This is a genomic window from Streptomyces sp. NPDC021225 (genome assembly GCF_044332865.1).
Classification (GTDB): Bacteria; Actinomycetota; Actinomycetes; order Streptomycetales; family Streptomycetaceae; genus Streptomyces.
This window is the reverse complement of the sequence record NZ_JBIRPV010000018.1, coordinates 91,886-115,300: the sequence shown is the minus strand read 5'-3', so window position 1 is coordinate 115,300 and position 23,415 is coordinate 91,886. Positions and strand designations below refer to the sequence as shown.

General features: G+C 71.3%; 19 protein-coding genes. 10 read left to right on the top strand and 9 right to left on the bottom strand.

Annotated features, from left to right (window positions below; translation table 11 throughout):
• Nucleotides 1-8: 8 nt before the first annotated feature.
• The 5 genes from ACH4S9_RS43470 (at nt 9) to ACH4S9_RS43450 (ending at nt 6,884) form a co-directional block, all read left to right on the top strand.
• The gene (locus ACH4S9_RS43470; RefSeq protein WP_385344843.1) at nt 9-1,190 is read left to right on the top strand and encodes a sensor histidine kinase; all 1,182 of its coding nucleotides are present in this window, start codon (nt 9-11) and stop codon (nt 1,188-1,190) included.
• 209 nt (nt 1,191-1,399) lie between these two features.
• Entirely contained in the window at nt 1,400-2,740 is a 1,341-nt protein-coding gene (locus tag ACH4S9_RS43465; protein WP_311726604.1) for a sensor domain-containing protein, read from the top strand.
• A 153-nt stretch (nt 2,741-2,893) separates the two neighbouring features.
• Nucleotides 2,894-3,565, top strand: coding sequence for a response regulator transcription factor (locus ACH4S9_RS43460; RefSeq protein ID WP_311726603.1), 672 nt, complete (start codon nt 2,894-2,896; stop codon nt 3,563-3,565).
• Nucleotides 3,566-3,829: 264 nt separating this feature from the next.
• Nucleotides 3,830-5,782 carry a 2-oxoacid:acceptor oxidoreductase subunit alpha gene (locus ACH4S9_RS43455; protein ID WP_358844082.1) on the top strand — a complete coding sequence of 651 codons (1,953 nt, stop codon included), beginning with the start codon at nt 3,830-3,832 and terminating at the stop codon, nt 5,780-5,782.
• Complete coding sequence (locus ACH4S9_RS43450) at nt 5,775-6,884, top strand: 2-oxoacid:ferredoxin oxidoreductase subunit beta (RefSeq protein ID WP_358844083.1); 1,110 nt, start codon at nt 5,775-5,777, stop codon at nt 6,882-6,884. The genes ACH4S9_RS43455 and ACH4S9_RS43450 overlap by 8 nt, the downstream gene beginning before the upstream one ends.
• A gap of 130 nt (nt 6,885-7,014) precedes the next feature.
• Here the strand turns inward: ACH4S9_RS43450 and ACH4S9_RS43445 are convergent, their stop codons facing one another.
• Complete coding sequence (locus ACH4S9_RS43445; protein ID WP_398377115.1) at nt 7,015-7,419, bottom strand: winged helix-turn-helix transcriptional regulator; 405 nt, start codon at nt 7,417-7,419, stop codon at nt 7,015-7,017.
• Between the two features lie 100 nt (nt 7,420-7,519).
• Between ACH4S9_RS43445 and ACH4S9_RS43440 the strand changes: the two genes are divergently transcribed.
• From ACH4S9_RS43440 to ACH4S9_RS43430, 3 genes are all read left to right on the top strand, one after another.
• The gene (locus ACH4S9_RS43440) at nt 7,520-8,377 is read left to right on the top strand and encodes an SDR family oxidoreductase (protein ID WP_361187546.1); all 858 of its coding nucleotides are present in this window, start codon (nt 7,520-7,522) and stop codon (nt 8,375-8,377) included.
• 153 nt (nt 8,378-8,530) lie between these two features.
• A complete protein-coding gene (gene rarD / locus ACH4S9_RS43435) occupies nt 8,531-9,457 on the top strand; it encodes an EamA family transporter RarD (protein ID WP_398377157.1) in 927 nt (308 codons plus the stop codon).
• 283 nt (nt 9,458-9,740) lie between these two features.
• Nucleotides 9,741-10,727, top strand: coding sequence for a M28 family metallopeptidase (locus ACH4S9_RS43430; protein WP_311726597.1), 987 nt, complete (start codon nt 9,741-9,743; stop codon nt 10,725-10,727).
• Nucleotides 10,728-10,809: 82 nt separating this feature from the next.
• On the opposite strand, the gene ACH4S9_RS43425 is transcribed toward ACH4S9_RS43430, so the two are convergent.
• The 6 genes from ACH4S9_RS43425 to ACH4S9_RS43400 form a co-directional block, all read right to left on the bottom strand.
• On the bottom strand, nt 10,810-11,745 hold the full coding sequence (locus ACH4S9_RS43425; protein WP_311726596.1) for an ABC transporter permease: 936 nt from the start codon (nt 11,743-11,745) through the stop codon (nt 10,810-10,812).
• Nucleotides 11,732-12,718, bottom strand: coding sequence for an ABC transporter ATP-binding protein (locus ACH4S9_RS43420; protein WP_394816799.1), 987 nt, complete (start codon nt 12,716-12,718; stop codon nt 11,732-11,734). The genes ACH4S9_RS43425 and ACH4S9_RS43420 overlap by 14 nt, the downstream gene beginning before the upstream one ends.
• A gap of 64 nt (nt 12,719-12,782) precedes the next feature.
• Nucleotides 12,783-14,018: an outer membrane lipoprotein carrier protein LolA gene (locus ACH4S9_RS43415; protein WP_398377112.1), complete on the bottom strand. Its 1,236-nt coding sequence runs from the start codon at nt 14,016-14,018 to the stop codon at nt 12,783-12,785.
• A gap of 240 nt (nt 14,019-14,258) precedes the next feature.
• Nucleotides 14,259-15,269: a polyprenyl synthetase family protein gene (locus ACH4S9_RS43410; protein ID WP_358844087.1), complete on the bottom strand. Its 1,011-nt coding sequence runs from the start codon at nt 15,267-15,269 to the stop codon at nt 14,259-14,261.
• Between the two features lie 293 nt (nt 15,270-15,562).
• Nucleotides 15,563-16,765 carry an FAD-dependent oxidoreductase gene (locus ACH4S9_RS43405; protein ID WP_311726593.1) on the bottom strand — a complete coding sequence of 401 codons (1,203 nt, stop codon included), beginning with the start codon at nt 16,763-16,765 and terminating at the stop codon, nt 15,563-15,565.
• A complete protein-coding gene (locus ACH4S9_RS43400) occupies nt 16,762-18,012 on the bottom strand; it encodes an ATP-grasp domain-containing protein (RefSeq protein ID WP_311726758.1) in 1,251 nt (416 codons plus the stop codon). Before ACH4S9_RS43400 ends, ACH4S9_RS43405 begins: the two co-directional genes overlap by 4 nt.
• A gap of 232 nt (nt 18,013-18,244) precedes the next feature.
• On the opposite strand from ACH4S9_RS43400, the gene fahA reads away from it, so the two are divergent.
• Nucleotides 18,245-19,474 (top strand): fumarylacetoacetase, encoded by a 1,230-nt coding sequence (gene fahA, locus ACH4S9_RS43395; protein ID WP_398377110.1) that lies wholly within the window; start codon nt 18,245-18,247, stop codon nt 19,472-19,474.
• Between the two features lie 49 nt (nt 19,475-19,523).
• Nucleotides 19,524-20,027 (top strand): hypothetical protein, encoded by a 504-nt coding sequence (locus ACH4S9_RS43390; protein WP_311726591.1) that lies wholly within the window; start codon nt 19,524-19,526, stop codon nt 20,025-20,027.
• 86 nt (nt 20,028-20,113) lie between these two features.
• Here the strand turns inward: ACH4S9_RS43390 and nuoN are convergent, their stop codons facing one another.
• Together nuoN and ACH4S9_RS43380 are read right to left on the bottom strand one after the other, a co-directional pair.
• Entirely contained in the window at nt 20,114-21,769 is a 1,656-nt protein-coding gene (gene nuoN, locus ACH4S9_RS43385) for an NADH-quinone oxidoreductase subunit NuoN (protein ID WP_311726590.1), read from the bottom strand.
• On the bottom strand, nt 21,766-23,415 hold the full coding sequence (locus tag ACH4S9_RS43380) for an NADH-quinone oxidoreductase subunit M (protein WP_311726589.1): 1,650 nt from the start codon (nt 23,413-23,415) through the stop codon (nt 21,766-21,768). The genes nuoN and ACH4S9_RS43380 overlap by 4 nt, the downstream gene beginning before the upstream one ends.

Sequence of the window (23,415 nt, the reverse complement as noted above, 5' to 3'; positions counted from 1 at the left end):
TTGGCCCCATGACCTCGAGTTCATCCGACGGGGGCGAGGAGCGGCTGCCCCGGCCGCCCGCCTTCGGCTTTCCCGCGCAGACCTGGAAGGAGATCGCCCACCTCCTCGCCAATCTGCCCGTGGGCGTCCTCGGCTTCGCCTGCGCCATCGTGTGGTTCGCCCTGGGCCTGGGGCTGACGGTCACCGTGGTGGGGCTGCCGCTGCTGGCCCTGGGGCTGCACGGCAGCCGGCTGTACGGCGCGTTCGAGCGGCGGCGCGCCCGCGCGCTGCTGGGGGTGCGCGTGGACGAGCCGAGCCAGTGGCGGGCCCGTCCGGGCGGCGGCTTCTTCGTCTGGCTCTGGTCGCGGCTGCGGGATCCGGTGGGCTGGCGGACCACGCTGTACGCCATCATGCGGCTGCCCTGGGCGGTGCTCACCTTCTGCGTCACCCTCGTCTCCCTCTTCGTCGCCTGGCCCGTGCTGCCCTGGATCGCCCGGGGCCTGACGAACGCCGACCGGGCGATGGTGCGCGCGCTGCTGTCCCCCTCCGACGAGCTGGAGCGGCGGATCGCCGAGCTGGAGTCGGACCGGGGCGTGGTGGTGGACACGGCGGCGGCGGACCTGCGCCGCATCGAGCGCGATCTGCACGACGGGGCCCAGGCCCGGCTGGTCGCCCTCGCCATGGGCCTGGGGCTGGCGAAGGAGAAGGTGCTGGAGGACCCGGAGGCGGCGGCCGCGATGGTCGGCGAGGCGCACGGCGAGGTGAAGCTGGCACTCCAGGAGCTGCGCGACCTCGCCCGCGGCATCCACCCGGCGGTGCTGACCGACCGGGGCCTGGACGCGGCGCTGTCGTCGGTCGCGGCGCGCTGCACGGTGCCGGTGCGGGTCCTCGTGGACCTGCCGGAGCGGCCCGCGCCCGCCATCGAGGGCATCGCCTACTTCACCGTCTCCGAGCTGCTCCAGAACATCAGCAAGCACAGCGGGGCACGGATGGCCGATGTCGAGGTGTGGCGGTCGGAGGAGCGGCTGCTGATCCAGGTGCGGGACGACGGGCGCGGCGGCGCGGACCCGGTCGGGGGCAGCGGCCTGGCCGGGCTCGGCGAGCGGCTCGGGTCGGTCGACGGCCTGTTCACGGTGGATTCGCCGGTGGGCGGCCCGACGGCCGTGACCGCCGAGCTGCCGTGGCGCGACCGGGGGACGGCGAAGGCGTAGCTTCGCACGGCGGGGTCCGGCGGCGCGGGGCGAGGTCCGGCGGCGCGGGGCGGGTATGAGGCCCAGGACCACCGTGACGGTAGGGCTAACCCCACAGTCAAGACGCCTACTTGCTCCATGGCCCCACCGGCCCCGTTCCGGGAACCTGGTGGTACGTCAGGCCGCGCACCACCGGGCACCAGCCTCACCCTTGGGAGAACGGAAGAGAGATGGCCACCGCATACGAACCGTACGGGCCGGGGGCCGAGCCCCGCGGCTCCCTGGTGCCCGCGGCACTGCGGGCACCCTTCCAGGCCCGTGTCTGGCGCGAGTTCCTGTATCTGATGCTCAGCCTTCCGGTGGCCCTGGTCACCTTCTGCTACGCGATCACGATGCTCGCGCTCGGCGTGGGGCTCCTGATCACCTTCCTCGGCATTCCGGTGCTCGGTGTCGCCCTGGCGGGGTGCCGGGCGCTCGGGGCCATGGAACGGGCCCGCGCGCGGTCGCTGCTGCGGCTGGAGGTCGCCGACCCCGAGCCGGTGCGGGCGATCACCCGCGGATCGCGCAAGTCCGGCCCGTTCGCCTGGGTGAGCGCGCTGATCAGGAGCGGCACCTCATGGCGCCATGTCATCTACTCGCTGATCCACTTCCCGTGGGCGATCTTCGCCTTCGTCCTGTCGCTGACGCTGTGGGTGACCGCGTGGGCGTTCGCGGTCTATCCGCTGTGGTGGTGGGTCTTCCCCACCTACACCGACCAGCCGGGCGCGCAGATCTTCGAGCACGACGGCCGCGGCTTCTTTCTGAACACCCCGTTCGAGATAGCCGCCACCTGCGTCATCGGGGTGCTGTTGCTGCTGGTGACGCCGTTTGTGATCCGGGGTCTTACCTCGGTCGACCGGCTGATGGTCTCCGGGCTGCTGGGCCCCTCGCGGCTCGCGGAGCGGGTGTGGGAGCTGGAGTCGGACCGGGGCGTGGTGGTGGACACGGCGGCGGCGGACCTGCGCCGCATCGAGCGCGATCTGCACGACGGGGCCCAGGCCCGGCTGGTCGCCCTCGCCATGGATCTGGGGCTGGCGAAGGAGAAGCTCCAGGAGGACCCGGAGGCGGCGGCGCGGATGGTGGACGAGGCGCACGGCGAGGTGAAGCTGGCGCTCCAGGAGCTGCGCGACCTCGCCCGCGGCATCCACCCGGCGATCCTCACCGACCGGGGTCTCGGCCCCTCCCTGTCAGCCCTGGCGGCCCGCTGCACGGTGCCGGTGCAGGTCACGGTGGACCTGCCCGAGCGGCCCGCGCCCGCCATCGAGGGCATCGCCTACTTCACCGTCTCCGAGCTGCTCCAGAACATCAGCAAGCACAGCGGGGCACGGACGGGCGCCGTGGATGTGTGGCGTTCGGAGGACCGGGTGATGCTCCAGGTCTCGGACGACGGCCGGGGCGGGGCGGACGCCAGGGCCGGGTCGGGGCTGGCCGGGCTGGCCGAGCGGCTGGGCGCGGTCGACGGCCTCCTCGTCGTGCACTCCCCGGCCGGCGGCCCGACCTCCATCACCGCCGAGCTGCCCTGGCGCGAGTGACCCGCGGCCGCACCCCCGCCGCCGCGCTCCCGCCGCCGCACCCCCGCCCCGCTCCCCCGCTCCCCCGTTCCGCTCAGGTGAGCGTGGGTGGCGCCGGGCGGGCCCGATCCCTGGGATGCTGGGGGTCGAGGATCCGACGAGTGGGGGCGGGCTGTGGAGGACAGGGTACGGGTGGTCATCGCCGAGGATTCGGTGCTGCTCCGGGAGGGGCTGACCCGCCTGCTGACCGACCGAGGGCATGAGGTGGTCGCCGGGGTCGGCGATGCGGACGCCCTGATCAGGTCGATCCGGGAGCTGGCCGACGGGGGCACGCTGCCGGATGTGGTGGTCGCGGACGTACGGATGCCGCCGACCCACACCGACGAGGGGATCCGGGCGGCCGTCCGTCTGCGGCGCGACCACCCCGGACTCGGTGTGCTGGTGCTGTCGCAGTACGTGGAGGAGCAGTACGCCACGGAGCTGCTGGCGGGCAACAGCCGCGGGGTCGGCTATCTGCTCAAGGACCGGGTGGCCGAGGTCCGTGAGTTCGTGGACGCCGTGGTGCGGGTGGCCCGGGGCGGCACCGCGCTCGACCCGGAGGTCGTGGCGCAGCTGCTGGGGCGCAGCCGCAAGCAGGACGTGCTGGCCGGGCTCACCCCGCGCGAGCGGGAGGTCCTGGGTCTGATGGCCGAGGGCCGTACGAACTCGGCGATCGCCAAGCAGCTGGTGGTGAGCGACGGCGCGGTCGAGAAGCACGTCAGCAACATCTTCCTGAAGCTCGGGCTGTCGCCGAGCGAGGGGGATCACCGCCGTGTGCTGGCGGTGCTGACCTATCTCGACTCCTGACGCGTCCCGGCCCTCGGCCGGTGCGGCCGGCCGACCGCCCGGTCGAGTGATGGTCGTAGAACCAAAGACCGAGGGGTGAGGATCGCTCGACATGAGTACGGGGGCGCATGCAGAGCATGACAATTCACTACATAACGAGGCAGTGTCAGGCCGTCCACTATGCGATCCGGTCAGGGAAGGCGACCCTTACCGACGTACGATGGCCGTGGGACAACCGGTCGGCACCGATGTCCACGAGCGCCGCCTCAAGGGAGGTCCGAATCAGTGACCAGCCAGGTCAGTAGCCCGGCCGAGCAGGCCGAACCAGCCGATCAGCAGGACGGGCAGACGCTCGTCGGGGGACAGCGAGCGTCGGACGGCGGTAAAGAGGTCCGCCGTCTGGACCGGGTGATCATCCGGTTCGCTGGTGACTCGGGCGACGGTATGCAGCTCACGGGTGACCGGTTCACCTCGGAGACGGCGTCATTCGGCAATGACCTGTCCACGCTGCCGAACTTCCCGGCCGAGATCCGTGCCCCCGCAGGCACCCTCCCCGGCGTGTCGAGCTTCCAGCTGCACTTCGCCGACCACGACATCCTGACGCCGGGCGACGCGCCGAACGTACTGGTGGCGATGAACCCGGCCGCGCTGAAGGCCAACCTCGGCGATGTGCCGCGCGGCGCCGAGATCATCGTCAACACCGACGAGTTCACCAAGCGTCCGATGGCCAAGGTCGGCTACGACCAGAGCCCGCTCGAGGACGGCTCGCTGGACGGGTACAACGTCCACCCCGTGCCGCTGACGACGCTGACCATCGAGGCACTCAAGGGCTTCGGGCTGTCCCGCAAGGAGGCGGAGCGCAGCAAGAACATGTTCGCGCTCGGTCTGCTGTCGTGGATGTACCACCGCCCGACCGAGGGCACCGAGAAGTTCCTGCGCCAGAAGTTCGCGAAGAAGCCGCAGATCGCCGAGGCCAACGTGGCCGCCTTCCGGGCCGGCTGGAACTTCGGCGAGACGACGGAGGACTTCGCGGTCTCCTACGAGGTGGCCCCCGCCTCCGCCGCGTTCCCGCCGGGTACATACCGGAACATCTCCGGCAATCTGGCACTGTCGTACGGGCTGATCGCGGCCTCGCACCAGGCGGATCTGCCGCTGTTCCTGGGCTCGTACCCGATCACGCCGGCCTCGGACATCCTGCATGAGCTGTCCCGGCACAAGAACTTCGGCGTGCGCAGCTTCCAGGCCGAGGACGAGATCGCGGGCATCGGCGCGGCCCTGGGCGCCGCCTTCGGCGGGGCGCTCGCCGTGACCACCACCTCCGGCCCCGGTGTGGCACTCAAGTCGGAGACCATCGGGCTCGCGGTCAGCCTGGAGCTGCCGCTGGTGGTGATCGACATCCAGCGGGGCGGCCCGTCTACCGGTCTGCCCACCAAGACCGAGCAGGCCGACCTGTTGCAGGCGATGTACGGGCGCAACGGCGAGGCCCCGGTGCCGATCGTGGCCCCGAAGACCCCGGCGGACTGCTTCGACGCGACGCTGGAAGCGGTGCGCATCGCGCTGACCTACCGCACCCCCGTCTTCCTGCTCTCCGACGGCTATCTGGCCAACGGGTCGGAGCCGTGGCGGGTGCCGGACGTCGACGATCTGCCGGATCTGCGGGTCCGGTTCGCCACCGGCCCCAACCACACGCTCGAGGACGGCACCGAGGTCTTCTGGCCGTACAAGCGCGACCCCGAGACGCTCGCCCGCCCCTGGGCGGTGCCCGGCACCCCCGGCCTCGAACACCGCATCGGCGGCATCGAGAAGCAGGACGGCACCGGCAACATCTCCTACGACCCGGCCAACCACGAGCACATGGTGCGCATCCGGCAGGCCAAGGTCGACGGCATCGAGGTGCCGGACCTCACGGTGGACGACCCCACCGGCGACGCCCGCACCCTGGTTCTGGGCTGGGGCTCGACCTACGGGCCGATCACCGCCGCCGTGCGCCGGGTCCGTGCCGCCGGAGACTCCATCGCCCAGGCCCATCTGCGCCATCTCAACCCCTTCCCGGCGAACCTGGGCGAGGTCCTGGCCCGCTACGACAAGGTGGTCGTGCCCGAGATGAACCTCGGTCAGCTCGCCACTCTGCTCCGCGCCAAGTATCTGGTCGACACCCGCTCCTTCACCCAGGTGCGGGGGCTGCCATTCAAGGCCGAGCAGCTTGCGAAGGCCCTTAAGGAGGCCATCGATGACTGAGACGATCGCGGAAGGGCTGTCCTCCGTCGACGCGCTTTCGCTGGTGCCGAAGGCCGGCGCGAAGCAGAGCATGAAGGACTTCAAGTCCGACCAGGAAGTGCGCTGGTGCCCCGGCTGCGGCGACTACGCGGTCCTCGCCGCCGTCCAGGGCTTCATGCCCGAGCTCGGCCTGGCGAAGGAGAACATCGTCTTCGTCTCCGGCATCGGCTGCTCCTCCCGCTTCCCGTACTACATGAACACCTACGGGATGCACTCGATCCACGGCCGCGCTCCCGCCATCGCCACCGGCCTGGCGGCCTCGCGCCGGGATCTGTCGGTGTGGGTGGTCACCGGTGACGGCGACGCGCTGTCCATCGGCGGCAACCACCTGATCCACGCGCTGCGCCGCAACGTCAACCTGAAGATCCTGCTCTTCAACAACCGGATCTACGGCCTCACCAAGGGCCAGTACAGCCCGACCTCCGAGGTCGGCAAGATCACCAAGTCCACGCCGATGGGCTCGCTCGACGCGCCCTTCAACCCCCTCTCGCTCGCGCTGGGCGCCGAGGCCGGGTTCGTCGCCCGCACCGTGGACTCCGACCGCAAGCACCTCACCCAGGTGCTGCGGGAGGCGGCCGCCCACCCGGGCACCGCGCTGGTGGAGATCTACCAGAACTGCAACATCTTCAACGACGGCGCCTTCGAGGTCCTCAAGGACAAGCAGCAGGCGGAGGAGGCCGTCATCCGGCTGGAGCACGGCAAGCCGATCCGCTTCGGCACGCCGTTCAGCGAGGAGGACGGCGGGGACGGCCTCGGCTCCAAGGGCGTCGTCCGCGACCCGGCCACCGGCGACCTCAAGGTCATCGATGTGACCCGGGAGGGCACCGGCGCGGTGCTGGTCCACGACGCCCACGCCGCCTCCCCGACCACCGCCTTCGCGCTGACCCGCCTCGCCGACCCCGACACGCTGCACCACACCCCCATCGGGGTACTGCGCGATGTCACCCGTCCGGTCTACGAGGCCGAGATGGCGGGCCAGCTCGAGGCCGCCGTGGAGCGGAAGGGCAAGGGCGACCTCGGCGCCCTGCTCACCGGCCAGGACACCTGGACGGTCGTCGGCTGACCTGTACACGCGGGCGGGTCGCCCTCCCCCAGCCACCGCTGGGAGGTGCCCCCCGGAGCGTCTGACGACGCCCCGGGTGGGCACCCGTTTTTTTATCGCGCCGGTTTATCGCGCCCGTTTATCGCGCCTTCTATCGCGCCTTGGCGGCGTCGTACGCCTCCCGGGCGGCCAAGACCTCCGGAACCTTCTCCTCCGTCCAGCGGGCCAGCGCCCCCACCCGCCGCGCCGCCTCCTCGCCGAGCTCGGTCAGCGAGTAGTCCACATGCGGCGGAATGACGGGGTGGGCCTCGCGGCGCACGAAGCCGTCCCGCTCCAGGGTCTGGAGGGTCTGCGTGAGCATCTTCTCGCTGACGCCGCCGATCGCCCGCCGCACCTCGCTGAAGCGATGGGTGCCGTCCATCAGCACGGCGAGGACGAGGACACCCCAGCGGCTGGTGACATGCTCCAGCACCAGCCTCGACGGACACATGGCGGCATCGGGGCCCACTGTCAGCCCGCCCCGCGTCTTCTTGCTGACCTTCTCACTCACCGGCATGCCAGTACCTTACTTCAAAGTGGGTACTTTCCATCAGTTAGCGCTGAGATTAAGGTGGTTCCCAGAACAACACCAAGAGGATGAAAGCGAGAAAACAGACATGAGCATCGTCGTCACCGGAGCCACCGGCCACCTGGGCCGCCTCGTCGTCGCGGGCCTGCTGGAGAAGGTCCCCGCGGACCAGGTCGTGGCCGTGGTGCGGGACCCCGGAAAGGCGGCCGACCTGGCGGAGCGCGGCGTACAGCTGCGCATCGCCGACTACAGCCGCCCCGAGACCCTCCAGGGCGCCTTCGCCGCCGGCGACAAGGTGCTGTTGATCTCCGGCAGCGAGGTCGGGCAGCGCGTCCCGCAGCACCAGGCCGTGATCGACGCCGCCAAGGAGGCGGGCGTCGCCCTGCTCGCGTACACCAGCGTCCTCGGCGGCCCCGCGGCCGACTTCAGGCTGGCCGACGAGCACAAGGTCACCGAGCAGGCCATCCAGGCCTCCGGTCTGCCGTACGTCCTGCTGCGCAACGGCTGGTACAACGAGAACTACACCGAGCAGTTGGCTCCCGTGCTGGAGCACGGCGCCGTCGTCGGCAGCGCGGGCGGCGGCCGCGTCTCCTCCGCCGCGCGCGCCGACTACGCGGACGCCGCCGTGGTGGTGCTGACCGGCGAGGGCCACGAGGGCAAGGCGTACGAGCTCAGCGGCGACACCGCCTGGAGCTTCGAGGAGTACGCCGCCGAGGTCGCCAAGCAGACCGGCAAGGAGATCGCGTACGGCCCCGTGCCGGCCGAGACCCACCAGACCATCCTCACCGGCGCCGGCCTTCCCCAGCCGTTTGCCGAGATCCTGGTGGACGTGGACGCCGCGATCTCCCGCGGCCTGCTGGCCGCCACGCCCGGCGACCTCTCCCGCCTCATCGGCCGGCCGACCACCCCCATCGCGGACTCGATCGCGGCGGCCCTCAAGGGCTGATCCCCGGCACGGCGGCCCGCCTGTCATGACCGTATGGCGATACGGAGATGACAGGCGGGCCGCTTCGGCGCTACGTTCGACGCGTCGCCGTGCCGTCGGGGAGGACATGTGACGCCGCAGAGCCAGCAGCACCGCAGCGGACTCGCCTACGGAATGGCCGCCTACGGCATGTGGGGCCTGGTGCCCCTGTTCTGGCCGCTGCTGGAGCCCACCGGGGCCGTCGAGATCCTCGCCCACCGCATGGTGTGGTCGCTGCTGGCCGTCGTGCTCATCCTGCTCGTCATGCGCCGCTGGTCCTGGATACCCCCGCTGCTGCGCCAGCCCGCGCGGCTGGGGATGATCGCGATCGCCGCGGCCGTCATCTCCGTCAACTGGGGCCTGTACATCTGGGGCGTCAACAGCGGCCATGTCGTGGAGACCTCGCTCGGCTACTTCATCAATCCCCTGGTCAGCATCGGCTTCGGCGTCGTGCTGCTGCGCGAGCGGCTGCGGCCGGCGCAGTGGGCGGCGGTCGGCGTCGGCGTGGCCGCCGTGGCCGTCCTGTCGATCGGCTACGGCACGCTGCCCTGGATCGCGCTCACGCTCGCCTTCTCCTTCGCCACCTACGGCCTGGTCAAGAAGCGGATCGGCCTGGGCGGCCTGGAGTCGCTCGCCGCCGAGACGGCCGTCCAGTTCCTGCCCGCGCTCGGCTTCGTGATCTTCCTGACGGCGAGCGGCGAGAGCACCTTCGGCAGCGAGGGCGCCGGGCACTCGGCGCTGCTGGTGAGCAGCGGGCTGATCACGGCGGTGCCGCTGATCTGCTTCGGGACGGCAGCCGTGCGGCTGCCGCTGTCGACGATCGGGATGCTCCAGTACATCGCCCCGATCTTCCAGTTCGCGCTCGGCGTCGCCGTCTTCCATGAGTCCATGCCGCCCGAGCGATGGGCGGGCTTCGCCCTCGTATGGCTCGCGCTCGCGCTGCTCATCTGGGACGCGCTGCGCACGGCCCGCCGGGCGCGCGCCCAGCTGCACGAGGCCGCCGCGCGCGCCGCCACGGCGAAGCGGAACGGCGACACGGCCGAGGACCCCGTCCTCGGCTGAGCCCTCACGGCTCCGGGACCGGGATACGGCGGGGCCGGGAGACGCCGGGCCGGGATATGGCGAACCGGTTCGCGACGGGACCGATATGCGGCCCGTACTGTCCGGTTTCCGCCCTTGACGCGGTATCAGCCGGGGCCGGAGCATCTGCCTTTGCGACACTCCGCACCACGTGCCACCGCCATACCGTGCCACCGCTTCAGCGCTCCCCCGCCCCACCGGGTGCGTGCACCACGCAGCGTCACGTTCATTCCGTCCTGTCCTCGTTCGGAATTCGGAGCCCCCCATGTCGTCATCCGGAAGATCCCTGATACGCCGCGCCGCCATCTCCGTCACGGCGGCCGGCGCGGTCGTCGCGACCCTGGCCACGGCGGCGCCCGCCGCGCAGCTGTCCCCCGCAGGACCGGCCCCGGCCCCCGCGGCCGCGGCCGTCCTCGCCGCGCCCGACATCCCGGTCGCCAATGTCAAGGCCCACTTGAGCCAGCTCCAGTCCATAGCCACCGCCAACAGCGGCAACCGCGCCCATGGCCGCCCCGGCTACAAGGCCTCGCTCGACTACATCAAGGCCAAGCTCGACGCGGCCGGGTTCACCACCACCGTGCAGCAGTTCACCTCCGGCGGCGCCACCGGCTACAACCTCATCGCCGACTGGCCCGGCGGCGACACCGACAACGTGGTGTTCGCGGGCTCCCATCTGGACTCCGTCACGGCGGGCCCCGGCATCAACGACAACGGCTCGGGCTCCGCGGGCGTGCTGGAGACCGCGCTCGCCGTCTCCCGGGCGGGGCTGAAGCCCACCAAGCACCTGCGGTTCGGCTGGTGGGGCGCCGAGGAGCTGGGGATGGTGGGCTCGCGGTACTACGTGAACAGCCTGTCGACCGCGAATCGCGCGAAGATCGACTCGTATCTCAACTTCGACATGATCGGCTCGCCCAACCCCGGCTACTTCGTCTATGACGACGACACCCGGCTCGAGTCCGTGTTCAAGGACTTCTTCGCGACGAAGGGCGTGCCCACCGAGATCGAGACGGAGGGCGACGGGCGCTCCGACCACGCGCCGTTCAAGAACGTGGGCGTGCCGGTGGGCGGGCTGTTCAGCGGCGCCGAGACCACCAAGACCGCCGCCCAGGCGCAGAAGTGGGGCGGCACCTCGGGCCAGGCGTTCGACCGCTGCTACCACCGGTCCTGCGACACCACGGCCAACGTCAACGACACGGCCCTGGACCGCAACAGCGACGCCATCGCCTATGCCATCTGGACCCTCAGCAGCTGACGCCGACGCTCGGCACCCCGGCAGCGGCGCCGCTCATGGCACCGCTGCCGGGCCGGGTTCAGGCGTTCAGGCGTTCAGGCGTTCAGGCGGTGATGTCCTTCGCGGTGAATCGCGCCCAGGCCGCCGAGCCGAATATCGCCACGTAGAGCGCCTGTAGGCCGAAGTTCTTGGTGAGCTGATCCCAATAGACCGGTTCCCGGAGAACGTCCGCGAAGGACAGCCAGTAGTGCGGGAACAGATAGGGCTGGATCGCGTGCAATTGCGGGATGGTGTCCAGGATCTGCACGGTGACCAGCAGACCGACGGTCGCCGCCATGGCCGCTATCCCGCTGCTGGTCAGGGTCGAGATGAACAGCCCCACCGTCGCGATGCCGATGACGGAGTACGCCACGACGCCCGCCACCGCCAGCGCCCGGACCAGCCCCTCCGTGAACGAGACGGTGGTGCCCGAGATCAGCGTGACATCGCCGAGGGGGAAGAGCAGCGCCCCGGTCGCCAGTCCGGCGGCGGCCACCACGACCGTGGCGACCAGGCAGAAGGCCATCACAGTGGTGAACTTGGCGAGCAGGAGACGGGTCCGCCCGGCCGGGGCGACCAGCAGATAGCGCAGCGTCCCGGAGCCCGCCTCGCCCGCGATGGAGTCACCGGCGATCACCCCGATGGCCATCGGCAGAAAGACCGGAAGCGTGGCGGCCAGCGAGGCGAAGACCAGGAAGATGCCGTTGTTGGTGATCTGGGAGAAGAAGGCGGGGCCCTGGCCGTCTCCCCCGCGCCCCTCGCCGAACGAACCGCCGTCGCTCGTCTCGATCTTCACCGCGATGCCGACCAGGACCGGGACGGCCGCCAGCACGCCGAGCAGGGCGATGGTCCGCCAGCGGCGGAAGGTGGTGCCCAGCTCGCTGCGGAACAGGGCCAGCGTCCACAGCGGGCTCGGCCGCCGGGCCTGCCCCACGGGCGCCGGGCCGCCGGGCTTCGCCGGGCCCGCTCCCTCGCTCACGCTCGCCTCAGCCCGCGACATCGAAGCCCTCCCCGGTCAGTGCGACAAAGGCGTCCTCGAGCGAGGCCCGCTCGGCGCCGAAGGCCCGGACCCGCACCCCGGCGTGGACGAGGGCGGCGTTGAGGTCCGCGAGGTCGAGCGGCGCCGGCCCGGTCGTGGGCAGCTCGCCCGTGACGCGCTCGTCCAGGACCACGAGGTCCGTCACCCCGTGTTCCTTCAGGACGCGGACCGCGTCCGCGGGGTCCGGGGTGGTGACGGACAGCCGACCGCGGCTGCCTGCCGCCAGCTCGGCCACGGTGCCCTGGACGATCAGCCGGCCCTGGGCCATGACCGCCGCGTGGGTGCACACCTGCTCGATCTCGTCGAGGAGGTGGGAGGAGAGAAAGACGGTGGTGCCGTCGTCGGCCAGCTCGCGCACCAGCGTGCGGATCTCCCGCATGCCCTGCGGGTCGAGGCCGTTCGTCGGCTCGTCGAGGACGAGGAGCTCGCGTGGCTGGAGCAGCGCCGCGGCCAGGCCCAGGCGCTGCTTCATCCCGAGGGAATAGGCGCGGGCCTTCTTGCGCGCCGCGGCCGTCAGCCCCACCCGCTCCAGGGCCGTCGAGACCCGCGCGGCCCGGGTGCGCGGATCCGCGGTGGGGTCGGCGGCGTCGAGGCGGATCAGATTGTCCCGGCCGTTCAGAAACGAGTACAGGGCGGGGCCCTCGATGAGGGCCCCGACCCTGGGCAGCACGCTGCGGGCGGCCCGCGGCATGGGCGCGCCGAGCAGCCGGGCTCTTCCGGCGGTGGGCTCGATCAGGCCCATGAGCATGCGGATCGTCGTCGTCTTCCCCGAGCCGTTGGGCCCGAGGAAGCCGAAGACGCTGCCGCGCGGCACGGTCAGGTCGAGCGCGTCGACGGCGAGCTGTCCGCCTCGGTAACGCTTGGTGAGCCCGCGGGTCTCGACCGCGGCGTCCGGCACGGCGCGGGCGTCCGGCACCGCCCGGGCGGGCGGCACCCCGGCCGCCCCGGCCGTGTCCTCGGCGGACGGCTCCTCCACGGGCTCCCCTTTCGTCAGGCGGTCACTTGGCCGCGTCGGCGGCGTCGATCAGGGCACTCTTGTCCACCGCGCCGACGAAGACCTTGCCGTCATCGGTGATCAAGGCGTTGACCAGGCGGGTGCTGAGCACCGTGCCGGAGCCGAAGTCCCCCTTGACCTTCTTGCCCAGGCCGCCGAGGAACTCGCTGGGGCCGCCCCCGCCGCTCGCGCCGGCGGGCAGACCGCCGGGGAGGTCCAGCCGCGCCACCGAGTCCCAGCCCTTGCCGACCACATTCAGCCCGGACAGCTCTTGGAGGCCCTTCTCCTTCGCCTTGTCCTTGGCCTTGGCCTCGGCCTTGTGCCCGGTGCGGCTCTCCTCGGTGACCTTGGCGCCCTTGGGCGGGGTGAAGTCGAAGGTGCTCGCCTTGGGCTTGCCGAAGTCCACCTGGGTGAAGGCCACGTCGATCGCCGCCTTGCCACCGCTCCTGGGCTCCAGGGTGAACTTCAGCGGCACGCCGTTGTCCGCGTCCACGGCGATACGGATGGATCCAACCGTCGAATGGGCCGCGTCGCTCTGCTTGGGACGTATCAGCAGCTGGTAGGCGTCCCGCCCGGCGACCCGCGCGGTGCCGTCGACCTTGACCTCGGTCGTGTCGTCCACCGCGGCGAGCGCCTTCTCGGCGGCCTTCTGGGGGGTGAGGCCGCTCAGGTCCTCGGGCAGATCCCGCCGGTGGTCGCCCTTGGCTGACCGCTCGGGGGACTTGGCGTGGTAGACGGAGTTGTCGGCGCTGTTGTACGCCCACACCTCGTCACCGTTGTGGATGACGCTGTACTCGGCGGCCTTCTCGATGATCGAGACCCGCTGCCGCTCCGGGCCGTCGGCGGCCACCCGCAGGGTGTGCGAGCCGGACGCGAGCTCGATGAGCTTGGCATCCGGCGAGGCCGCCGCGCCGCCGTCGCCGTGCTGCCCGCCCGCGAGGTCGGCGAGCGAGCCGCCGCCGGGCAGGGACGGTATGCCCAGATCGGTCGTGATCTTCACCGAGCCGGACAGCTGCTCGGCGTCCGATGCGGCGATCTTGCTGATCAGCTCCTCCGCGGTGATCTTCGGCAGATCGGGGTCCCCGGTGCTGGCGAGGGCCGGGACCAGCCCGATCGTCGCCGCCGCGATTCCCGCCACCGCCACCGGCACGGCGTACCGGACGGCTTTATGGCGCCCTTTCGGTCGATCCTCGTCCCAGAAACCGTCGTCGGCGACCTGTGTCGGTCGGATCCGTGCCATATGTGCTCTACCTCCGTCGTCGGCGGCGGTTGTCAGCCTCGCACTCGTCCACCTCTCGGGCCATTGTCACCCGATACCGCCATGTGGTGGTCCCTCAATCCCACCAAATCGGCAGTCCCCGCGCGTCAGCCGACAGGATCACCTTCGGATACGGCTGAGGTAGGACACCGGTGCCCCGCAAGTCGGACGCCGGGGAGCGCACTGTCAGGGGAAACCCGGGGGCCCACCGCGGAGTCGGGGTCAGCCGGCCCGGTGCACCACCGCGTCGCACAGCCCCTCGAGCGCGGCCTTCGCCGACCCCTCGGGCAGCGGCGCCAGCATCGCCCGGGCCTCCGCCGCATAGCGGAGCGTGTCCCTGCGGGCCTGCTCCAGCGCCGGGTGGGCGCGCAGCCGCCGCAGCACCTCGCCGAGCAGCCCGTCGTCGCCGAGGTCGCCGGTCAGCAGCTCGCACAGCTCGCGGTCCTCGGCCGAGCCGGACGCCTCCGCCTGCGCCCGCAGATGGAGCACGGGGAGGGTGGCGACGCCCTCCCGCAGATCGGTGCCGGGGGTCTTGCCCGACTCATGGCTGTCGCTGGCGATGTCCAGCACATCGTCCGCCAGCTGGAAGGCGATGCCCAGCCGCTCGCCGTACTGGGTGAGGATGGAGACGACGGACTCGTCGGCCCCCGACATCATCGCGCCGAATCGGCCGGAGACCGCGACCAGCGAGCCCGTCTTGCCCGCGAGCACGTCCAGGTAGTGCTCGATCGGGTCACGGCCGCCGCGCGGCCCGGCCGTCTCCAGGATCTGCCCGGTCACCAGCCGCTCGAACGCCTCGGCCTGGATCCGCACCGCCTCCGGGCCCAGGTCGGCCAGGATGTGCGAGGCGCGGGCGAACAGGAAGTCACCGGTGAGGACCGCCACCGAGTTGCCCCAGCGGGCGTTGGCGCTGGCCACCCCCCGGCGGACGTCCGCCTCGTCCATGACGTCGTCGTGATAGAGCGTCGCCAGGTGGGTCAGCTCGACGACGACGGCCGAGGGCACCACCCCGGGCGCGTACGGGTCGCCGAACTGCGCGGCGAGCAGCACCAGCAGCGGCCGGAACCGCTTGCCGCCCGCCCGCATGAGGTGCTGGGCGGCCTCGGTGATGAACGGCACGTCGCTCTTCGTGGCCTCCAGCAGCCCGTCTTCGACGGCTGTCAGCCCGGCCTGGGTATCGGCTTCGAGAGACCGGTCCCGCACGCTCAGCCCGAAGGGCCCGACGACGCTCACGGGGTGCTCCTGTCTGCCTGCGGTCACACGCAATGTCGATGTGTCGCTGTCTCCACTAGTGGCAGCGTATCCGGTCGGCTATCGATCACCATGGGCGCCTTCCCGCCTTGTGCGAGCTATCACTTCCGCGCCCTGCCGACCCGCTCCCCCCGACTTTTTCCGCGATCAACGGCAGATCAATCGTGCTCCGGTCCACGATCTTTCAGTGATCGACCGTGGGTCTATCACCGATCGACGGTCGGTCAACCCGTGTTCGGCTGTGACACCGGCGGTTGACGCCCCGGACCGACAGGTCATCCATGAGCCATGGCCACCGCCTTGGCCAGCCGGGGCGAGGCGTACTCCGTGCCGCAGACGAACCGCATGACCGGCCCGAAGCTCGCCGCCGCGGGCAGCCCGGTGAAGTACAGCCCCGGTACGGAGGAGCAGTAGCCCACGTCCAGCAGCGGCCCTCCGGCGCGGGTCACCACCTCGGCCCGCAGCTCGGGCCCGAGGAAGCCCAGCGCCGCCACATTCATCCGGTAGCCGGTCGCGGCCAGCACATGGTCCACGGCCAGCTCTCCGGCGCGCCCGCCGCCGCGCAGGGCGAGCGCCACCCGCCCGCCGCTCTCCACCTCCACCCGGGCGACCCGCTGCCCCTGGGTGACCTGCACCCGCCCCGCGAAGCGCTCCCGCAGCCACCAGGCGCCCAGCGGCCCCAGCACCGTGCGCACCAGATAGCGCCGCGCCGGCGCGGGCAGCCGCCGGAAGGCCCCGGCGTAGTACGAGAGCGCGTACAGCGACCAGGCGCGCCCGAAGGGCGACTCGGGGCGCAGCCGCGGCTGCCGGTCCGGCGGCGCCCCGAACGCCACGGCCCGCTTCCCCCGCGCCACCACCCGCACGGACGCGGCGCCCGCCTCGGCCAGCAGCACCGCGGACTCCAGCGCCGACTGCCCGGCCCCGACCACCACCACCTCACGCCCGGCGAAACTCGCCAGGTCGCGGTGTTGCGAGCTGTGCGAGACGGGCCCCGTGGGCGAGGGACCGTCAGGAACGGCGGCGGCGAACTCGGCGGGCAGATGGGCGAGCCCGGCCAGCCCGCTGGCGACCACCACGGCGCGCGCGGCGAACTGCTCCCCGGAGTCCAGCTTCAGCTCGAAGCGGCCGCCCCGCCGGTCGGCCGACACCACCCGCACCCGCTCCAGCTCCGGCACCAGCCGCTCCTGGAACCACAGCCCGTATCGCGCGAAGGCCTCCACGGGGATGATGTCCCAGTCCGACTCATAGCGCCTGCCGCCCTCGGCGCGGCAGAAGTCGAGCAGGGTGTGCCCCACCTGCGGCGCATCGATATTCGAGGCGACCGGGGTGGATTTGAGCAGCATTCCGGCCGGCATGTGCTCACGCCAGCTCACCATCGGTGTTCCGAAGACGCGGACCGGCAGCCCACGCGACCGCAGATGGGCGGCCGCCGACAGGCCGTACGGACCGGCCCCGATGACCACTATCGGATCGTTCACAAGTCCCCTCCCCGAGACGTCCTGTTCGTGGCGCGCCACCGCTGGTACAGATGGACCGCGCCGGGCCGCACCATGCGCGCCAGCATCGTGAAGAACGGCTTCATGTCGTCCCGCGCGGCCCACGCCAGCTCGGTCGCACTCGCACGGGCGGGCGCGTGCGGTGTGGTGTAGCCGCCGCGGCGGTAGGCGAGCAGCGCGGGCAGGTCGATGTTCTCGACCATGAACCGCCGGTCCGCCCGTTGTTCGGCCTCCGGGACCTTGCGCCCCGTCAGATCCAGGTGCTGGGCGCGCACCACGTCGATCCCCGCCTCGCTCTCGAAGAGCCGGAACTGCGCGCCCATCCGGGGGTTGAAGTCGAGCAGTTTGTACCGCCCGTCCCGACGGTCGAAGCGCCAGTCCAGATCGACGATCCCCGAGAAGCCGATCCGTCTGATGAACTGGGCGGCCAGCTCCGCGAGCTCGGCGTTGTCCACCGCGTAGGCACAGGCCGTCATGCCCGCGTGCGGCGGCCAGGACCGCACCTTGACCCCGGTGAACAGCGCCAGCGGCACGCTCTCCACATCGACGTACGCGTGGACGATCCAGTCCTCGGCCTCCTCTCTCGGCAGATACTCCTGAAGGATCACCCCGGGCCGCGGCCCCCACCCGGCCGCCAGCGCCAGCAGCTCACGCGGGCCCGCGATCCGCGTGGTGCCGCCGACCGCCGGCCTCCTGCGCCGCTCGAACGCCTCCCGGTTCTTGGCGACCACCGGGAAGCGCGCGGTCGCCGCGAACTCCCGGACGTCGGCGTACGAGTCGGGAAACGCCGCGGCCGGGGTGGGCACACCGTGTTCCAGACACAGCTCATGCAGCCCCTGCTTGCTGGCCAGCCGCCTCGGCAGCCCCGGCTCGGCACGCGGGAAGAGGAAGCGGCCCTCCCCGGCGAGGGTGTCGGCGTGCTCGGCGATCAGCACCGCAGCCTCCTCGTCCGTCGGCACCAGGACGGTCGCCCGCCCGATCGCCCGCCCGATCCGCAGCAGCCCCTCCACCAGCCGCTCCGGCCGCTCCTTGCCGGTGGTCGGCCAGACGAAGGCGCGCTCCAGATAGCGCGAGAGCGCGGCCGGGGTCAGACAGTCCTCGGTGACGGCGTACATCGGGATGCCCAGCCGGCCCAGGGACCGGATGGCGCCGACGCCCCCGTGGTGCAGCGGATAGCCGCCGATCTTCACGATCAGACCGGGCACCGCGCGGTCCACCTCGAACGGCATGTCACTGCTCGCCACGAGCCCCCCTCGGTCACCGCGGCGCAGTGGCCCCCCACTGTGCGTGACCCGGTGAAGGACGCTACTGGGAAATTGACGACCAGAGCAACAACTATCCGGACATTGTCATCTGTTTAGGTGGTAGTCGGCACACTCCTCCCCTCAGGCTCGGGCCCCATAGGGTGTGGCCCGGCGATCCCGGCAACCCCCGGCGACGACGAGAAGGCGAGGCAGCCCCATGCCACAGCAGAGCCCGCTCGACCTCCCCCCTCACGATCCCTTCGGCCCGCACAACCTCCCCTATGGCGTCTTCACCCCATCCGACGCACCCGACCTGCGCAGAATCGGGGTCCGCTACGGCGACCATGTGCTGGACGCGGGCGCCGCCGCGGCCGCCGTGGGCTCCCCGCACGCCGCGCTGCTCGGCCAACCGACGCTCAACCCGCTGATGGCCGCGGGCCGTCCGGTCTGGCGGGCCGTACGAGAAGAGCTGCGCGCCTGGCTGACCGAGCCGGTGCACCGGCCCACGATCGAGCCCCTTCTGCGACCCCTCACCACCGTCACGCTCCATCTGCCCTTCGAGGTCGCCGACTACGTCGACTTCTATGCCAGCGAGCACCACGCCTCCAATGTGGGCCGGATCTTCCGCCCGGACGGCGAGCCGCTCACCCCCAACTGGAAGCACATGCCCATCGGCTACCACGGGCGCGCGGGCACGGTCGTGGTCTCCGGCACGCCCGTCGTGCGCCCCCACGGCCAGCTCGGCGCGCCTGGTCATTCCGCACTCCCCCCGTTCGGCCCCTCGCTCCGGCTCGACTTCGAGGCGGAGGTCGCCTTCGTCGTCGGTACCCCTTCACCCTTCAATACACCGGTGCCGCTCTCCGGGTTCCACGACCACGTCTTCGGTGTCTGTCTGCTCAACGACTGGTCCGCGCGCGACATCCAGAGCTGGGAGTACCGCCCGCTCGGCCCCTTCCTCGGCAAGTCCTTCGCCACTTCCGTAGCCGCCTGGATCACCCCGCTGGACGCCCTCGCCGCCGCCCGCACCGCCCCGCCCGGCCGCGACGTCCCGCTCCTCCCCTACCTCGACGACTCCGCCGCCGAGCCGGGCGGCCTCGACCTGCGCATCGAGGTCGCCGTCAACGGCCACCCCGTCTCGCACCCGCCCTTCGCGGCCATGTACTGGACGGCCGCCCAGCAGCTCGCCCATATGACGGTCAACGGCGCCTCGCTGCGCACCGGCGACCTCTTCGCCTCCGGCACCGTCAGCGGCCCCGAGCCGCACCAGCGCGGCTGTCTGCTGGAGTTGACCTGGTCCGGCCGCGACCCGCTGCGACTGCCCGGCGGCGAGCGGACGTTCCTGGAGGACGGCGACGAGGTGACCCTCACGGCCTGGGCCCCCGGCCCCGATAACAGCCGTGTCGCACTCGGGGAAGTAACCGGTTGCGTCGCCCCGTCCACACCGTGAGCGGCTGCTAGCTTGTCGTGTTCCCGTCCTGACAACCGAGGAGAAACACGTGATCAAGGCAGTGCGCATCGCCGGTGCGGCGGCCGCGGCCGTCCTGCTGGTGGCCGGGTGCGGCAGCGACAGCGACGGGGGCGACAGCAAGTCGGACCCGTCCAAGAAGGCCCCGTCGGCCGAGCAGTCGAGCGCCCCGGCGGAGGGGGGCGCGGGCGGCGACGCGGCCGGGGTCTATATGTCCAAGTCCGACGGCGAGGCGATGGTCCTGTCCATCAACGGCAGCACGGCGGTCCTGGTCGCGGGCAAGCACAGCTGTACCGGTAAGTACACCGACACAGGCGCCGCGAACAAGATGCTGATGCTCACGTGCGCCGACGGCAACACCGACCGCACCATGGGTTCGGTGAAGGCGAGCGCGGACGGCAAGTCCCTCGCGGTCGACTGGGACGCCGGCATGAACGACACCTTCACCAAGGTGACCACGCCCGCCGACATCCCCACCGGCTTCCCGACCGACATCCCCGGCCTGGAGAGCGTGGGCGGCATCACCGGCGGCTGACCGCGCGGCCCTGATCCACGTCCGCCCGGCCCCACGCGGGGACCGGGCGGACGGCCGCCGAGCGGCCGCGGAAGACAGCGGCCGGCTCAGCGCACAAAGACCCCCGCCTGGCCCGCCAGATCGAGGAAGTACTGCGGGGCGACACCGAGCACGATCGTCACCGCGACGCCGATCGCGATCGCCGCCGAGGTCAGCGGGGACGGCACCGCGACCGACGGGCCCTCGGTCCGCGGCTCGCTGAAGAACATCAGCACGATCACCCGGATGTAGAAGAACGCCGCGATCGCCGAGGAGATCACACCGATCACCACCAGCGGCCCAGCGCCCCCGTCCGCCGCCGCCTTGAAGACCGCGAACTTCCCCGCGAAACCACTCGTCAGGGGGATCCCGGCAAAGGCCAGCAGGAAGACCGCGAAGACCGCGGCCACCAGGGGCGAACGGCGGCCGAGCCCGGCCCACTTGGACAGATGGGTGGCCTCGCCGCCCGCGTCGCGGACCAGGGTGACCACGGAGAACGCGCCCAGGGTCACAAAGGAGTACGCGGCGAGGTAGAAGAGGACCGAGGAGATCCCCTCGGGCGTCGTGGCGATGACACCGGCCAGGATGAAGCCGGCGTGGGCGATCGAGGAGTAGGCCAGCAGCCGCTTCACATCGGTCTGGGTCACCGCCACGATCGCGCCGCCCAGCATGGTGACGATCGCGACGCCCCACATCACCGGCCGCCAGTCCCAGCGCAGCCCCGGCAGGACGACATACAGCAGACGCAGCAGCGCGCCGAACGCCGCGACCTTGGTCGCCGCCGCCATGAAGCCGGTGACCGGGGTCGGGGCGCCCTGGTAGACGTCCGGGGTCCACATATGGAAGGGGACGGCGCCGATCTTGAACAGCAGGCCCATCAGCACCATCGCGCCACCGATGAGCAGCAGCGCGTCATTGCCCATGGTCCCGGCGAGCGCCGGGGTGACATTGCGGACCGTGCCGTCGACCACATCGGCGATGCCCCCGTAGGTGACGGTGCCCGCGTAGCCGTACAGCAGCGCGATCCCGAAGAGCAGGAAGGCGGACGAGAAGGCGCCGAGCAGGAAGTACTTGACGGCGGCCTCCTGCGAGAGCATGCGATGGCGCCGGGCGAGCGCGCACAGCACATACAGCGGGAGCGAGAAGACCTCCAGCGCGACGAAGAGCGTCAGCAGGTCGTTGGCGGCGGGGAAGATGAGCATGCCGCCCACCGCGAAGAGGAGCAGCGGGAAGACCTCGGTGGTGGTGAACCCCGCCTTGACCGCGGCTTTTTCGGCGTCTCCGCCAGGGACGGCGGCCGCCTGCGCGGCAAAGGAGTCGACGCGGTTGCCGTGTGCCGCCGGGTCGAGCCGCCGCTCGGCGAAAGTGAAGACCGCGACCAGCGCGACCAGGAGGATCGTGCCCTCCAGGAAGAGCGCGGGGCCGTCGACCGCGATGGCGCCCATGGCCGCGATGCGCGCCTTGCTCGTGCCGTAGTCCCCGGCCGCCAGGCCCAGGACCGCGGCGAAGGCGGCGGCCAGGGCGACCACGGATACAAAGAGCTGGGCCGCATAGCGGTGGCGGCGCGGCAGCAGCGCCTCGATCAGCACGCCGACGATCGCGGCACCGAGGACGATCAGGGTGGGCGCCAGCTGGCCGTACTCGATGTGCGGCGTGGGGATCTTGTCGGGGGGCGACACCGCCGCTGTCGTCCACAGGCTGTGGACAGTGGCCGCGTGGCTCACTTGGCACCTCCGGAAGCACCGTCGTGCATCGGGCTGTAGCTGAACCAGCCCGCGTCAGTGACGGGGTGATCGGGCTTGGGATCCTTCTTGTCCACCACGGACAGCGTGTGATCGACCGCCGGGTTCACGATGTCGGTCAGCGGCTTCGGGTAGACGCCGAGGAAGAGCAGCAGCGCGATCAGCGGCGCCACCACCACCAGCTCGCGCACCTTGAGATCGGGCATGCCCCGCACCTCGGGCTTCACCGGGCCGGTCATGGTGCGCTGGTACAGCACCAGGACGTACAGCGCGGCCAGCACGATGCCGACGGTCGCGATGATGCCGAGCGCCGGATAGCGGCTGAACGTGCCGACCAGGACCAGGAATTCGCTGATGAACGGGGCCAGACCGGGCAGCGACAGGGTGGCCAGACCGCCGATCAGGAACGTGCCGGCGAGCACCGGGGCGACCTTCTGCACCCCGCCGTAGTCGGCGATGAGCCGCGAACCGCGCCGGGTGATCAGGAATCCGGCCACCAGCATCAGCGCGGCGGTCGAGATGCCGTGGTTGACCATGTACAGGGTGGCTCCGCCCTGGCCCTGCGTCGTCATGGCGAAGATGCCCAGAATGATGAAGCCGAAGTGGGAGATCGAGGCATACGCGATCAGCCGCTTGATGTCCCGCTGGCCGACCGCGAGCAGCGCCCCGTAGATGATGCTGATCAGGGCGAGGACGAGGATCACCGGCGTGGCCCACTTGCTGGCCTCCGGGAAGAGCTGGAGGCAGAAGCGGAGCATCGCGAAGGTGCCGACCTTGTCGACCACCGCGGTGATCAGCACGGCCACGGGGGACGTCGCCTCCCCCATCGCGTTGGGCAGCCAGGTGTGCAGCGGCCACAGCGGCGCCTTCACGGCGAACGCGAAGAAGAAGCCGAGGAACAGCAGCCGCTCGGTGCTGGTCGCGATGTCCAGCGTGCCGCTGGCCCGGGCGTCGGTGATCTGCTGGAGCGAGAAGGTGCCGGCGCCCAGGTCATCGGCGGTGACCACATACAGGCCGACCACCGCGGCCAGCATGATCAGGCCGCCCGCCAGGTTGTAGAGCAGGAACTTGACGGCGGCGTACGAGCGCTGGGTGGCCGTCTCCTCCTCGGACCGTCCCCCGGCCCCGTCCCCGAAGCCGCCGATGAGGAAGTACATCGGGATCAGCATGGCTTCGAAGAAGATATAGAAGAGGAAGACGTCAGTGGCCTCGAAGGAGATCACCACCATCGCCTCGACCATGAGGATCAGGGCGAAGAAACCCTGGGTGGGCCGCCAGCGGCGGTTGGGGTCGGCCTCTTCCAGCGGGTCGGCGTCATGCCACCCGGCCAGGATGATGAAGGGGATCAGGAGCGCGGTCAGCGCGATCAGCGCGACCGCGATGCCGTCCACCCCCAGCTCGTAGCGCACGCCGAAGTCCTTGATCCAGGCGTGGGACTCGGTGAGCTGGAAGTGGGCGCCGTCCGGGTCGAAGCGCACCAGCACGATCGCCGCCAGGACGAGCGTGGCCAGCGAGAAGCCCAGGGCCACCCACTTGGCGGCGGCGCGCTTGGCGGCGGGCACGGCGGCGGTGGCGACCGCGCCCAGCGCGGGCACCGCGGCCGTGACCGTCAGCAGGGGAAATGACAT